General features: G+C 66.0%; 14 protein-coding genes. 7 read left to right on the forward strand and 7 right to left on the reverse strand.

Features of this window, described 5'->3' with window-relative positions; translation table 11 throughout:
* The first annotated feature begins 95 nt into the window (after positions 1-95).
* The 3 genes from arsB to CXY83_RS07590 are packed head-to-tail and all read left to right on the forward strand — an operon-like array spanning position 96 to position 2,231.
* Positions 96-1,160 carry an ACR3 family arsenite efflux transporter gene (gene arsB, locus CXY83_RS07580; RefSeq protein ID WP_233200704.1) on the forward strand — a complete coding sequence of 355 codons (1,065 nt, stop codon included), beginning with the start codon at positions 96-98 and terminating at the stop codon, positions 1,158-1,160.
* Positions 1,161-1,185: 25 nt separating this feature from the next.
* A complete protein-coding gene (locus CXY83_RS07585) occupies positions 1,186-1,590 on the forward strand; it encodes an arsenate reductase ArsC (protein ID WP_104196773.1) in 405 nt (134 codons plus the stop codon).
* 2 nt (positions 1,591-1,592) lie between these two features.
* Positions 1,593-2,231 (forward strand): arsenate reductase ArsC, encoded by a 639-nt coding sequence (locus tag CXY83_RS07590; RefSeq protein ID WP_104196774.1) that lies wholly within the window; start codon positions 1,593-1,595, stop codon positions 2,229-2,231.
* Positions 2,232-2,382: 151 nt separating this feature from the next.
* Here the strand turns inward: CXY83_RS07590 and CXY83_RS07595 are convergent, their stop codons facing one another.
* From CXY83_RS07595 to CXY83_RS07615, 5 genes are all read right to left on the reverse strand, one after another.
* The gene (locus CXY83_RS07595; RefSeq protein ID WP_104196775.1) at positions 2,383-2,658 is read right to left on the reverse strand and encodes a metal-sensitive transcriptional regulator; all 276 of its coding nucleotides are present in this window, start codon (positions 2,656-2,658) and stop codon (positions 2,383-2,385) included.
* Between the two features lies 1 nt (position 2,659).
* Positions 2,660-2,962, reverse strand: coding sequence for a rhodanese-like domain-containing protein (locus CXY83_RS07600; protein WP_104196776.1), 303 nt, complete (start codon positions 2,960-2,962; stop codon positions 2,660-2,662).
* Positions 2,959-4,626, reverse strand: a complete 1,668-nt coding sequence (locus CXY83_RS07605) for an FAD-dependent oxidoreductase (RefSeq protein ID WP_104196777.1) — start codon at positions 4,624-4,626, stop codon at positions 2,959-2,961. Before CXY83_RS07605 ends, CXY83_RS07600 begins: the two co-directional genes overlap by 4 nt.
* 186 nt (positions 4,627-4,812) lie before the next feature.
* Complete coding sequence (locus tag CXY83_RS07610; RefSeq protein ID WP_104196778.1) at positions 4,813-7,041, reverse strand: cation-translocating P-type ATPase; 2,229 nt, start codon at positions 7,039-7,041, stop codon at positions 4,813-4,815.
* Complete coding sequence (locus CXY83_RS07615) at positions 7,041-7,265, reverse strand: heavy-metal-associated domain-containing protein (RefSeq protein WP_104196779.1); 225 nt, start codon at positions 7,263-7,265, stop codon at positions 7,041-7,043. Before CXY83_RS07615 ends, CXY83_RS07610 begins: the two co-directional genes overlap by 1 nt.
* A 134-nt stretch (positions 7,266-7,399) precedes the next feature.
* On the opposite strand from CXY83_RS07615, the gene CXY83_RS07620 reads away from it, so the two are divergent.
* Together CXY83_RS07620 and CXY83_RS07625 are read left to right on the forward strand one after the other, a co-directional pair.
* Complete coding sequence (locus CXY83_RS07620) at positions 7,400-7,708, forward strand: metal-sensitive transcriptional regulator (RefSeq protein WP_104127771.1); 309 nt, start codon at positions 7,400-7,402, stop codon at positions 7,706-7,708.
* Positions 7,709-7,801: 93 nt separating this feature from the next.
* Positions 7,802-8,488 (forward strand): response regulator transcription factor, encoded by a 687-nt coding sequence (locus CXY83_RS07625; protein ID WP_104196780.1) that lies wholly within the window; start codon positions 7,802-7,804, stop codon positions 8,486-8,488.
* Here CXY83_RS07625 and CXY83_RS07630 read toward each other — a convergent pair.
* Together CXY83_RS07630 and CXY83_RS07635 are read right to left on the reverse strand one after the other, a co-directional pair.
* Positions 8,388-10,148: a GAF domain-containing sensor histidine kinase gene (locus CXY83_RS07630; RefSeq protein WP_104196781.1), complete on the reverse strand. Its 1,761-nt coding sequence runs from the start codon at positions 10,146-10,148 to the stop codon at positions 8,388-8,390. The genes CXY83_RS07625 and CXY83_RS07630 overlap by 101 nt on opposite strands.
* A 62-nt stretch (positions 10,149-10,210) precedes the next feature.
* Positions 10,211-11,065: a universal stress protein gene (locus tag CXY83_RS07635; RefSeq protein ID WP_104196782.1), complete on the reverse strand. Its 855-nt coding sequence runs from the start codon at positions 11,063-11,065 to the stop codon at positions 10,211-10,213.
* Between the two features lie 257 nt (positions 11,066-11,322).
* Between CXY83_RS07635 and CXY83_RS07640 the strand changes: the two genes are divergently transcribed.
* A complete protein-coding gene (locus CXY83_RS07640) occupies positions 11,323-12,378 on the forward strand; it encodes a zinc-dependent alcohol dehydrogenase family protein (RefSeq protein WP_104196783.1) in 1,056 nt (351 codons plus the stop codon).
* Positions 12,379-12,665: 287 nt separating this feature from the next.
* A complete protein-coding gene (locus tag CXY83_RS07645) occupies positions 12,666-13,529 on the forward strand; it encodes a universal stress protein (RefSeq protein WP_104196784.1) in 864 nt (287 codons plus the stop codon).
* Positions 13,530-13,557: the final 28 nt, after the last annotated feature.

Consider the following 13,557-nt stretch of genomic DNA (forward strand, 5'->3'; position numbering starts at 1 on the left):
AGGATCGACAACGATCAATGTTAGCGCGAATCGCTGTCGTCAATACTTGGAGATTCGTGAGCAACACAGCAATAGCACCCACCCGGCTCGGCGCAATGGACCGGCTGCTGCCGGTCTGGATCCTCGCTGCCATGGGCCTCGGCCTGCTGCTCGCCGTGTTCGTTCCAGCCGTCGGTGACGTGCTCCACGCCTTCACCATCGGGTCGATCAGCGTGCCGATCGCCATCGGACTGCTCATCATGATGTACCCGGTGCTCGCCAAGGTGCGCTACACGGATGCCCGTGCCGTCGCCGCCGACAAACGCCTCCTGGTCTCCTCCCTGCTGCTGAACTGGCTGGTCGGCCCAGCCCTCATGTTCGCCCTGGCCTGGATTTTTCTGCCCGACCTGCCGGAATACCGCACCGGGCTCATCATCGTCGGCCTCGCCCGCTGCATCGCCATGGTGCTGATCTGGAACGACCTTGCCTGCGGTGACCGCGAAGCCGCAGCCTTCCTCGTCGCCGTGAACTCGGTCTTCCAGGTCGTCGCGTTCGGCGTCCTCGGCTGGTTCTACCTGCAAATACTGCCGGGCTGGCTCGGTCTGCCCACCACGAGCGCCGAGTTCTCGATCTGGGCTATCACCGCGAGCGTTCTGGTATTCCTGGGCATACCGCTCCTGGCCGGTTATCTGTCCCGTCGCATTGGCGAGGCTCGGCGTGGCCGCGACTGGTACGAGGCCACGTTCCTCCCCCGGGTCGGCCCGTTCGCCCTCTGGGGCTTGCTGTTCACGATCGTGATGCTCTTCGCACTGCAGGGCCAGCAGGTCATCGATCATCCGGGTGACGTGGCACGCATCGCCCTGCCGATGCTGGTCTACTTCGCGGTGATGTTCTTGGTCGGGTTTTTCACCGGTCGCCTGCTGCGCATGACCTACGAGCGCACCACGACCCTCGCCTTCACGGCCGCCGGCAACAACTTCGAGCTCGCCATCGCCGTTGCGATCGGAACCTTCGGCGCCCTCAGCGGCCAGGCCCTCGCCGGCATCGTCGGTCCGCTCATCGAGGTCCCAGCCCTCGTCGCCCTCGTCTACGTCGCGCTCTGGCTCAAGCCTCGCCTGTTTCCCGAGCGGATGCCCGCGGCCGACGCGCCGACGACGCCCGCGGCATCCTCTCTCGTTTAGACCACACTCAAGGAAGAAGCGTTCTATGAAACCCTCCGTACTGTTCGTCTGCGTGCACAACGCCGGCCGCTCGCAGATGGCCGCCGGCTATCTGACCGCTCTGGCGCAGGGGCGAGTCGACGTGTTTTCGGCTGGCTCCGAACCGAAGGATCAGATCAACCCGGTAGCGATCGCCGCGATGGCCGAAGAGGGCATCGATATCGCCGGTAACGTGCCGAAGATTCTCACGACCGAAGCCGTCAGGCAGTCCGACGTGGTCATCACCATGGGCTGCGGCGACGCCTGCCCGATCTTTCCCGGCAAGCGCTACGAGGACTGGCTGCTGGATGACCCGGCCGGCCAGGGCATCGAGAGCGTGCGCACCATTCGCGATGAGATTAAGGCGCGCGTCGAGGCGCTCCTCGCCGAGATTCTGCCGGTCAAGGCTTAACCATGCTTCCCGGCCTCAGCTATCCCGAAGAGTCCCTCAAACGACTCGCCGGTGACCTGGCCGAGCGCTTTCACGGCGTTTTCGCTACCGAAACCGTCGAACGGTACGTACTCGAGTCCTACACCGGGCTGCTGCGCACCTCGAGCGTGAAGGCACACCTCACCACCCGCACGGCGCGGTTTTCGCGTGAGCGCCTCACCGCACTCGCCCAGGCCAAGGGCGCCATCGAGCGTGCGGTGCCCGAGGTACTGTTCGTCTGCGAGCAGAATGCCGGCCGGTCGCAGATGGCCGCGGTGTTCACCAACGTGCTGTCCGGTGGGGCCGTGCACGTGCGCTCGGCGGGATCGATGCCGTCGTCGGAGCTGGACCCCACGATGGTCGCGGTCATGACCGAGCTCGGCTTGTCGCTCGACGAGTCGTTCCCGAAGCCCCTCACCGACGACGTCGTGCAGGCGGCCGACGTCGTGATCACCATGGGCTGCGGCGACGCCTGCCCGATCTATCCCGGCAAACGCTACGTGGACTGGGAACTCGTCGACCCGGCGGGCCAGCCGATCGACGAGGTACGGCGCATCCGTGACCAGGTCAAGGCCAATGTCATCGAGATGCTTGCCGGTCTCGGAGTATCCCCCGCGGTCTGAGTCCCGCCTGTTCCAGCCCCGGGGAGCGCGGGTCACTTCTGCGGACGGGGCCCGGGCCCCGTCCCCGGGCCCAGTTTATAAACTGGGCCCGGGGCTACAAGGTGGGCCCGGCGAGCGGATACCCCGCACCCCGCACCCCGCACCCCGCTCCCTAGGCGAGCGTCAGGAACAACTTCTCGAGCTCGGCGACCGTGAGAGAGTTCTCGTCATCGGGGTTCGCGATGCAGTCGCGCATCGCGGTCGATACGATGACGAAACCCGCTTTGTCGAGCGCACTGGACACGGCAGCGAGCTGGGTGACGACGTCGCGGCAATTGCCACCGCCCTCGACCGCGGCAATGACGGCGGTCAGCTGCCCCTGCGCCCGGCGTAGCCGGTTCAGGATCTTTTTCTGCTCGGTGGCCCGGGCATCGTGTGAGATCGTCATCTCAGGCTCCCTGCTCGGTCGGGAGCCCGGCCTGCTGCCAGGCCTTCGTGCCCCCGGCAATGTTCACAGCGTCGTGACCGTGGGCCGCGAGGTACTCGACCACCTGCGCGCTGCGACCGCCGACGGCGCAGATGACGTGCACCGGAACATCCGCTGGAATCTCACCCATGCGCTCGACGATCTCAGCCATCGGAATGTGCATCACGCCGGGTACGTGGGCGGCTTCGTACTCCCCCGGTTCGCGCACGTCGATGACGACTGGCGCGTCGAGCACCGAGAGTTCGGTGACGGTGATCTCTTTCATACGGGGACCCTTTCAACAGTGGGGGAAACAACAAGATTAGACGTTCCGGCAAGCCAGGTGCGGTAGCCGCCGTCGAGGTTCTGCACGTCGAATCCGTGCTGGGTGAGAATGCGCGCGGCGGTGTGGCCGCGCTGGCCGACCTGACAGTGCACGATCAGCGGCACCCGTGGCAACTCGACGAGTCGCTCGCGCAGGTCCTCGAGCGAGAGGTTGATCGCGCCCGGAATGCTGCCCGTGGCAAATTCGCCGGCGGAGCGAACGTCAACGAGCACGGCGCCCGCCGCGCGCGCCGCCGCCAGCTCATGCCACTGGAGGTTCATGCTCGTGCCCCGCGCGAGGTTGTCGGCGACATAGCCGAGCTGGTTGATCGGGTCTTTCGCCGAGGCATACTGCGGTGCGTAGGCGAGTTCGAGTCGGGTCAAAGCGGATGCGCTCAGCCCGGCCGCCATCGCGACCGCAATCACGTCGATGCGCTTGTCCACCCCCACGCCGCCCACGATCTGCGCTCCCAGAATTGCATCGGACTCGGCGTCGATCAGAAGTTTGATCGACATGCCCTCGGCCCCGGGGTAGTAGCCGGCGTGGTTGGCCGGATGGGTGTGCACGATACGGTGGGCGCGTCCCGCCTCGACCAGGCGCTTCTCACTCCAGCCGACCAGGGCTACGGTGAGGCCGAAAATCCCGAGGATTCCGGCGCCGACGGCCGGGGCTGCCTGCTCGGCGGTGCCGGCGATGCTGTCGGCGACGGAACGGCCGTGGCGGTTCGCGAGTCCGGCCATGGTGACGAGCGTGCCGGAGCCGTTGACGGCATCCGCTTTCTCGACACCGTCGCCGACGGCGAAGATGTGCGGGTCGCTGGTGGCCTGGGTGCCGTCGACCCAGACACCGCCGCTCCGGCCGATTCTAAGGCCCGCCTGCTCGGCGAGGGTGACGTCGGGCCGCACGCCGCTCGCGTCGATCACGAGGTCGGCCGGTACGGTCGTGCCGTCGCTCAGGGCGACAGTGCCTGGCGCGGCGGAACCGACCACGGTGGTTCCGAGTCGCACGTCGACGCCTCGTTCACGCAGGCGATCAAGCACGGGCGCGGCCATTTCGGGGTCGAGCGGGGTGAAGATCTGCGGCCCGCGCTGCACGAGGGTCACGTGCACGCCACGGTGCACGAGGTTTTCAACGGCTTCGAGACCAATGAAGCCGCCGCCGACCACCACAGCGCATGCCCCGCTCGTTTCGGCGAGCACCGCGGTGATGTGGTCGACGTCGTCGACGGTGCGGAGGGTGTGGGTGGGGATGGCCGTGTCGTCAATCGCGGCGGAGCGGGCCGAGGCACCGGCGGCGAGCACGAGGCGGTCGTAGCCCTCGACGCTGTGTTCACCGGTGACCAGGTTGCGCACAGAGACGGTCTGGGCTGCTCGGTCGATCTGAACGACCTCGGTATCGATACGCACGTCGAGCGCGAAGCGAGCCTCGAGGGATTCCGGGGTCTGCAGCAGCAGTTCATCGCGATTACGGATGACTCCCCCCACGAAATACGGCAGGCCGCAGTTAGCGAACGAGACGTAGTGTCCACGCTCGAATACGATGATCTCGGCGCTCTCGTCGAGCCGGCGCAACCTGGTAGCTGCCGACATTCCGCCCGCAACTCCGCCTACGATGATGATTTTCATATGTGTGCCTCCAGTGCAAATATACCCCATAGGGTATCCAGGCACAAGGTGACGAAGGAGCCACGGGCGCGGCATCCGCTCGCGACGGGCCCACCTTATGAACGTGGGCCCGGTCTATAAACTGGGCCCACGTTCCGGGCCCGGGCCCCGTCCCAAAAGAACCCACACACACTCCCCGGGCACGGTTCAGGCGGTCGGCAGCGCCCGAAACCCGCGCAGGCGCAGGCTGTTGGTCACCACGAAGACCGACGACAGGGCCATCGCAGCGCCGGCGATCAGGGGGTTGAGCAAACCGGCCATCGCGAGCGGAATCGCCGCAACGTTGTAGGCGAAGGCCCAGAACAGGTTGGCTTTGATCGTCGCGAGGGTACGCCGAGACAAGCGGATGGCGTCGGCTGCGGCCAGCAGGTCGCTGCGCATGAGGGTGAGGTCGCTCGCCTCAATGGCAACGTCGGTGCCAGACCCCATCGCAATGCCGAGGTCAGCTGTAGCCAGGGCGACGGCATCATTCACCCCATCCCCCACCATGGCGACCACGTGCCCCTTCGCCTGCAACTCACGGATCACCCGCGCCTTGTCGGCGGGCAGCACCCCGGCGGTCACGTCGATGATGCCAACCTCAGCCGCAACACTCTGCGCGACTGCGAGATTGTCACCGGTCACGAGCAGGGGCGTCAGCCCGAGAGCGCGAAAGCGCGCGACGGCAGCGACGCTCGTGGGCTTCACCGTGTCGGAGACGGTGAGCACGCCGCGCACCCGTCCCTCCCAGGCCACCAGGACGGCCGTCTTGCCGTCCCCTTCGGCCGTACCCATCACGGCCTGCATCTCGATCGGCACGTTCAACCCCCACCGGTTCAGCAGCCACACCGGACGCCCGACCAGAATCTGCCGGCCGTCAACCGTGGCCTGCACCCCGAGCCCTTGTTCCGACGCAAACGCCGACGAAGCTGGCAATGACCCAAGCCGCGACAGCGCACCCGCCGTGATAGCCCGCGCAATCGGATGCTCCGACCCACTTTCCGCAGCTCCCGCCAAACGCAGCAACTCGTCTTCAGAACCACATTCGTACGCGTTCACGGTCGCGAGCGTCATGCGCCCGGTGGTGATCGTTCCGGTCTTGTCGAGAACGATCGTGTCGACACGGCGCGTGGACTCGAGTACCTGCGGCCCCTTGATCAGAATGCCCAGCTGCGCGCCGCGCCCGGTGCCCACCAGCAGAGCGGTCGGCGTGGCGAGCCCGAGCGCGCACGGGCAGGCGATGATGAGCGTCGCCACGGCCGCGGTGAATGCCATCGCCGGCCCGGCGCCGACCAGCAGCCAGCCGGCCAGCGTGGCCAGGGCGAGCCCGATCACGATCGGCACGAAGATGCCGGAAACCCGGTCGGCCAGGCGCTGCACCTCGGCCTTGCCGGTTTGCGCCTGCTCGACCAGTCGACCGATCTGGGCTAGCTCGGTATTGGCGCCGACCTGCGTCGCCCGCACCACGAGCCGTCCGCCGGAGTTCAGCGTGGCACCCACAACGCTGTCGCCGGGCCCCACCTCGAGCGGCACCGATTCGCCGGTGAGCAGGCTCGCATCGATAGCGCTCGAGCCGTCGACGATCACCCCGTCGGTCGCGATCTTCTCGCCCGGCCGCACGACAAACTGGTCACCCACCACGAGCAGGGCGGTACTGATGCGGCTCTCGACGCCGTCGCGCAGCAGGGTGGTCTCCTTCGCGCCGAGCTCCAGCAATGCCCGCAGGGCCGCGCCGGAGTTGCGCTTGGCCCGTGCCTCCGCGTAGCGACCGGCCAGAATAAACACGGTGACAGCGGATGCCACCTCGAGATAGATCTCGTCGGCGCCACTACCCGGGGTGGCCGAGAACGTGAAGCTCATGGTCATTCCGGCCATCCCGGCCATGCCGAAAAACAGGGCGTAGAGCGACCAACCGAGGGCGGCCAGCACGCCGACGCTGACTAGGGTGTCCATGGTTGCGGCGCCGTGGCGGGCGTTCACCCAGGCGGCGCGGTGGAATGGCCAGGCACCCCAGGTGGCGACGGGAGCCGCCAGGGTCAGGGCCAGCCACTGCCAGTTCGTGAATTGCAGCGCGGGAATCATCGACAGGATGATGACCGGCAGGGTCAGTGCGGCTGAGATCAGCAGGCGCTGGCGCAGGGAAGCGACCTCGAGGGAGGCGGCGTCTTTTTCGATGACAACGGCCGGCAACGCGGCCGTGTAACCGGTGGCTTCAATGGTCTTGATGGCATCGTCGACGCTCGTACCAGCGGGCACGAAAACGCTCGCTTTCTCCGTGGCGTAGTTCACCGTGGCGGCGACCCCGGGCATGCGGTTGAGCTTCTTCTCAATGCGGGCAGCGCACGAGGTGCAGGTCATGCCCCCAACGAGCAGGTCAACCTGTTGGCCAGCGGCCATCAGGCAGCGGCTACCAGCTGGTAGCCCGCCTCCTCAACGGCCGCGGCGACCAGGGTTCGGTCGAGTTCCGACGTGCTCGTAACGGTGACCTGTGAAGTGCCGCCCTTGACGAGTTCTACGGTGACGTTTTCGGCGCCCGCAACAAGCCCGATCTCCTCGGTCACGCTCGCGACGCAGTGGCCGCAGGTCATTCCGTCAACGCCGTACGCGGTCGTGATGCTCATGGTGATTCCTCACTGTCTTGTACCTCGAATGGGTATTCATTCGAGCATACCCCTTGGGGGTACCGTTACTCCAACTATACCCCGAGGGGGTACAGTTGAGGCTGGGGTTCACGAGCAACGCAGAGGATAGGGCCATGAGCGATTCCGAGACCCACGACGGTCCGCACGGCTACATCTCGAACAAGGATGCTTACCTCAAGCGCCTGCGCCGCATCGAGGGCCAGGCCCGCGGCTTGCAGGGCATGGTTACCGACGACAAATACTGCATCGACATTCTCACCCAGATTTCCGCCATGACGAGCGCCCTCGAATCAGTCGCTCTGGGCCTCCTCGATGATCACCTCACCCACTGCGTGTTGCACGCGGCCATGGCCGGTGGCGCCGAAGCGGAGGCCAAGCTGCAGGAGGCCTCGGCGGCCATCGCGCGGTTGGTGCGTTCTTAGAGGACCGGACCTTTGGCCCTAGTCGCCGGGCCGAGCGGCGCGCGACACTGATGATACGCATGGAGCCAGCGTGCTCATTCGGGAAGGACCATTATGAACCTGCCGCACAGCGCGCCCCAGACGACGGCCGGGGCAACGCCCGCCGTTCCCATCCGCGTTTTCATCCTCGACGACCACGAGCTGGTGCGTCGTGGCCTGCGTGAATTGCTCGAGGGTGAGGGTTTCGACGTCGTCGCCGACACCGGCCTGGCAGCGGAAGCCACCGTCCTGATCCCGAAGCTGCGCCCCGACGTGGCCATTCTCGACGCCCGCCTGCCCGACGGCACCGGTATCGAGGTCTGTCGCGACGTGCGCTCGGTCGATCCGGCATTGCAGTGCCTCATTCTCACGAGCTACGACGACGAGCAGGCCTTGCGCGGTGCGGTGCTGGCAGGCGCGGCCGGCTACGTACTGAAAGAGATTCGCAGCACCGACCTGCTCGGCAAGATCCGCCGCGCTGCCGACGGTGAATCCCTGTTCGATCCCGCGGTCAAGGCGGGCATCATCGCCGGGCTGGCCGATCCACAAGACGTCCGCCTTGCGTCGCTCACCGCGCAGGAGCGCAAGGTGCTCGACCTGATCGGCGAGGGTTTGACCAACCGTGAGATCGGTCAAACCATGTTTCTGGCCGAAAAGACCGTCAAGAACTACGTGTCTTCGATGCTGGCGAAACTGGATTTTCAGCGCCGAACCCAGGCTGCCGTGTACGTTGCGAAACGTGGAGACGAACACCAACGGTAACTTCCGGAACCGGTGCCGACCAACGCAGCCGCGTCCCCTCGCCTAAAATGCTGCGCACAGAGAACTTTCCGCCGAGCAGCGTCGCGCGCTCCTTGAGGTTGTCCAGGCCGCTGCGGCGGGTGAGCTTACTGAAACCACAGCCGTTATCGGCGATGACCAGCTTGAAACGATCGCCCTGAGCATCAACCGAAATGTCGATCGTGCTCGCCTGGGAATGCCGCGCCGCGTTGCTGAGCCCCTCCGAGATCACGGCAAGCAGGCTGCTGCTGAGGTCATCGGACACCGGCGCATCGATCGGCCCCGATAAGCGGATGCGCGGCGCGAACGGCAGGCTCGCCGCCCCCTCTTTGATCACAGCCAGAATGCGACTGCTCAGCGTGTCGGCGTCCTGCGCCATTCCGCGCAGTGAATAGATCGTGTCGCGCAGCTCCCGAATGGTGTCATCGAGCTCCGTCGTAACCGCGTTGATGCGATCCAGCGCGATCGGATCGTTGGTGAACCGCCGCAGACTCTGCATGCTCAGCCCGGCGGCGAAAAGCCGCTGGATGACCAGGTCGTGCAGGTCGCGGGCAATACGGTCACGGTCCCCCAGCACGGCCTGCTCTTCACGCATGCGATGCACCGAGGCCAGTTCGAGGGCGAGCGACAGCTGGGTGCCAAAAACCGCGCTCATCTCGACATCGGTAAGACTGTATGCAGCGGATGCCGGTGCCCGCGACAGCAGAATCACGCCCTGTCCTTCCCCGGCTGGCCCCAGGGCTGCAATGAGCGTTGACCCCAGATGCGACCACGCTGTAACCGAGCCGGGCGCGGCATCCGCATCCTGCAGGGGCGGCGTGACGAGCGTGGCAGACCGGCCGGTGGCCTGCAGTTCGCGCAGCACGCCGGCCTGCAGCAGCACGGTCGTACCGACCAGTGCTGACGCGACAGCACCGGTTTGCGTCGTGCCAGCTGCGGCTGCGCAGTACAGGCTGTCGTCGGTAGGAAACCCGATCACGGCCAGGTCGGCACCGGACGCCGCGAGTGCCCGCTGAACGACAAGGTCGAGGCCGTTGTCTTCGCCGTCAACGGGTCGCAGCAGGTCGCGGCCCATCGCAGCGACCGCCTCGAGCCAACGTGAGCGGGCGCGGGACTCATCGTAGAGACGCGCGTTCTCGATCGTGACACCGGCGGCCGCGGCGAGCGCGACGGCCAGGGTCTGGTCTTCGTCGGTGAAGTCGCCACCGCCCTCCTTCTCAGTGAGATACAGGTTGCCGAAGACGGTGTCGCGCACCCGCACCGGAACGCCGAGGAACGATTTCATCGGCGGATGATGGGCGGGAAAACCGAAAGAATCCGGGTGGTCGTGCAGGTCATGCAGACGAAGGGGGTGCGGTTCCCGAATGAGCAACCCGAGCACGCCATGGCCGACCGGAAGCGCTCCGATCTGCCGAACGGTCTCCTCGTCGAAGCCCACGGTGATGAAATGACTCAGGGCCTGACCCGTGCCGATTACGCCCAGGGCACCGTACCGCGCCTGCACGAGCTCGCAGGCCGCGACGGTGACACGTTCCAGCACGGCCTCCAGACTGAGGTCTTCGGCCACCGAAACGACGGCGTCGAGCAGACCGCGCATACGGTCCTGGGTGAGGGCGAGCTCGGCGGCGGTCTGATCCGTCATAGTCGCCCCCACCCTTGTGCCGCTTGGTCGTCTAACTGTGGCACGACTTCAGGGCGGTGAAGCTATTTATGGGTGGTTCTGGTGACAATTGTCGGGCAGGTGATGTGCAACAGCACCTCGTGGCTGACCGACCCCATCAGCAAGCGCTGCAGTGAGCCCCGGCCCCGGCTGCCCACGACGAGCAGCTGGGCCGTGCGGGCGGCCGCAACGAGCGCCCTGGCTGGCGATTCGTCGGTCTCGAGAACCTGGTGCACCACCAAGTCGGGGTAGTGAGTTGTCAGACCCGCCACGGACTCAGCGAGCACCACACGTTCCTCTTCCATGCGCTCGGTCACAGCGTCGGCGGGAATGCTGCGCAGCACGCGGCGATTCGGCAGGTGCACCGCGTAGAGGGCATATAGTTCCTGACCGGTACGATCGGCCTCGGCGGCGGCGAACGCCACGGCGGCGATCGAATCAGCGGAGCCGTCGACGCCGACGTAGACGCCGGAGCGTTCGGTTTCGGGCAGCGAGGGGATGACGGCGACCGGACAGGTTGACAGTGCCGCGATCTGCAGGCTCACACTGCCAAACAATTCGCCTTCGACCCGGCCCTTCTGATCGGTGCCGACGACGACGAGGGCGGCGTCTTTCGACAACTCGCTGAGAACGCGCGGCGCACTGCCCGTGCGCAGTTCGGTGTGGGTGGTGACCGCGGGCGCGAAGATCTCGGCGCGGGCAGCGGCCTCGGCGAGCAGTTTCTTCTCGGCGTCGAGAATGCTGTCGTAGTAGCCGTAACCGTCGGCCAGCCAGGTTTCGTACACGGTGTGCATGAGCATCACCGGACTTTTAACGTTGGCGGCTCGGGCCATAGCCCACGCGAGGGCGGTCTCGCCGGCAGCCGAATCATCGATGCCGACCACAATCATCCGGTTCATTGCTCTACCTCGTTCTTGATCGCAGGTCGCAGCAGTGGAGTCTCCCGCCACGAAGGAGGAGCTGATGCCCCATCGCCTCGTCTTTATTCTGTCAGCCGCCCGGGCCAACACGTAGGGCCGGAAGTCCCGATTGGGTGCCCAATCTGCAGCCCCGTCGGGGTAGGACTTTCGGCCCTAGTCGCCGGTGACCGTTCGGTCATACCGTGGCTTCGAGGGGTTTTTGCCCGCTCATATTCTTAAGAATCGAGGAGAAGCTCGTGAAGGCACTCGTTTATGGTGGCCCCGGCCAAAAAAGCTGGACCGACGTTCCCGACCCGACGCTGCACAGCCCGACCGATGCCATCGTGCGCGTGGACACGACCACGATCTGCGGCACCGACCTGCACATTCTCAAGGGCGACGTTCCCGCTGTCACCGTCGGGCGCATCCTCGGCCATGAGGGCGTTGGAACCATCACCGAGGTCGGTTCAGCGGTCAGCAACCTGAAAGTCGGTGACCGCGTCATCATCTCCTGCATCAAGAGCTGCGGACACTGCAGTAATTGCAGCAACGGCCTCTACTCCCACTGCCTCGGCGACGAGGGCGCCTCGGGCATCGGCTGGGTCTTCGGCCACCTGATCGACGGCACCCAGGCCGAGTTCGTGCGCGTGCCCTACGCCGACAACTCCCTCCACAAGCTGCCGGAGGGCGTCAGCGACGACCAGGGCGTCATGCTCAGCGACATTCTGCCGACCGGTTTTGAAATCGGCGTGCAGTACGGCCGGGTCAAGCCCGGCGATGTCGTCGCCGTCATCGGCGCCGGCCCGGTCGGCCTGGCCGCCATTGCCACCGCCGGCCTCTACGGCGCAGCGAGCATCATCGCGATCGACCTGGACGAGAACCGGCTCGAGCGCGCCCGCGACTTCGGCGCGACCGACACCGTCGTCTCCGGCGCCGCCGATTGGAAAGACCGGGTGCTCGCACTGACCGACGGCGCCGGCGTCGACGTCGCGATCGAGGCCGTCGGCATTCCGGCGACCTTCACCATGGCCACCGAGATCGTGCGCCCGGGCGGCAACATCGCCAACGTCGGCGTGCACGGCCAACCCGTCGACCTCCACCTCGAAACCCTCTGGATTCAAAACATCAACATCAGCATGGGGCTGGTCAACGCCAACACCACCAAGATGTTGCTCAAGCTCGTCGCGAGCAAGAAGCTGCCGGCTGAGAAACTGGCCACGCATCACTTCAACTTCGACCAGTTCCTCGAGGCCTACGACACCTTCAGCCGCGCGGCCGAAACGAAGGCACTCAAGGTCGTCATCTCTCGCTGACCAGGTATTCCCGGAGGTTTTCCTGGGAGGTCTTCCTGCGCACTCTGCTCGTCTGCGAACCGATGTCCGGCGGCCCCCGCCTCGAGGCGGGGGCCGCTCGTGTGAGTTTTCTGGTGACCAGGAGTATCGCCCTGGCGCCGGGCGAGGTTTGCCGCGTGAATCATCACCAGACGTGACTTAAGGCCCTACTCGCGGGCACCGGCGATAGCTAACGTGAAGATCACTCGTTGGTGACGTTCACACGACATTCCCGCTCGTGGCCCGCCACCGTAGAAGGGATTGAGCTCATGACGCACACGCTCACACGGAACCAGACGGTGGTCGCGTGGGATGGGTCGGACCCCGCTCGGGCGGCCCTGGATTGGTCACTCGCCCGCTGCAACGATGGCGAGCTCACCCTGGTGCGCATCCTCGACCGAACGGTATCGTCGGCGGATTACTTCGCCGAGGAGTCCACCACCGTGCACGCCCGCGAAGTACTCAAGGATGCCGCCGACCGGGTGAGCGCAAAATACCCGGATCTCACCGTGCACGCCGATCTACGCTCCGGGGACCCGGTCACCGAACTGCGCGCGTTGAGCGAAACCGACACCATCGTTGTGGTGGGAACGCACCGTCGTCGCGGATCGACCCTGCGTTACGAGTGGTCGATGGGGGCCCGACTGGCCGGTTCGGCCCGGGGACCGATCGCGATTATTCCGGAGGGCGACAGCACACACCATGCCGGCGTCGTGGTCGGCGTCGACGGATCGGCGGCCTCGAACGCCGCCGTGGGCTTCGCCGCGAAGGAGGCCGACCGCACCGGCCAGGAACTGCACGCGATCCACGCGTGGCAGGAGCCGCTTGTCTGGCGCGACACGACCGAACCCGACGCTCGGTTTCTACAGACGCTGGAGAAGTCCCATCGGCGCATTCTCGACGAAGCACTGGTCACCGTCGCCCGCCGTTATCCGGCGCTCTCGATTCGGGCCTCACTCGTGCGCGGCGCCCCGCAATCGGCGCTGCTCGACGCTTCCCGTGGAGCCGCGCTGCTCGTCGTGGGCGACCATGGGCAGAAGGGCATCTCGAAACTACTGCTCGGTTCGGTGAGCCACTCGATTGTGCTGAACATCCAGTCGCCCATGGTGGTCATTCCCGCTCCGCGCATCTGATTGGGAGGCGCCCCGCGCAGGTCGGGTG

It is taken from the genome of Cryobacterium sp. M15, assembly GCF_002929675.1.
GTDB lineage: Bacteria > Actinomycetota > Actinomycetes > Actinomycetales > Microbacteriaceae > Cryobacterium > Cryobacterium lyxosi.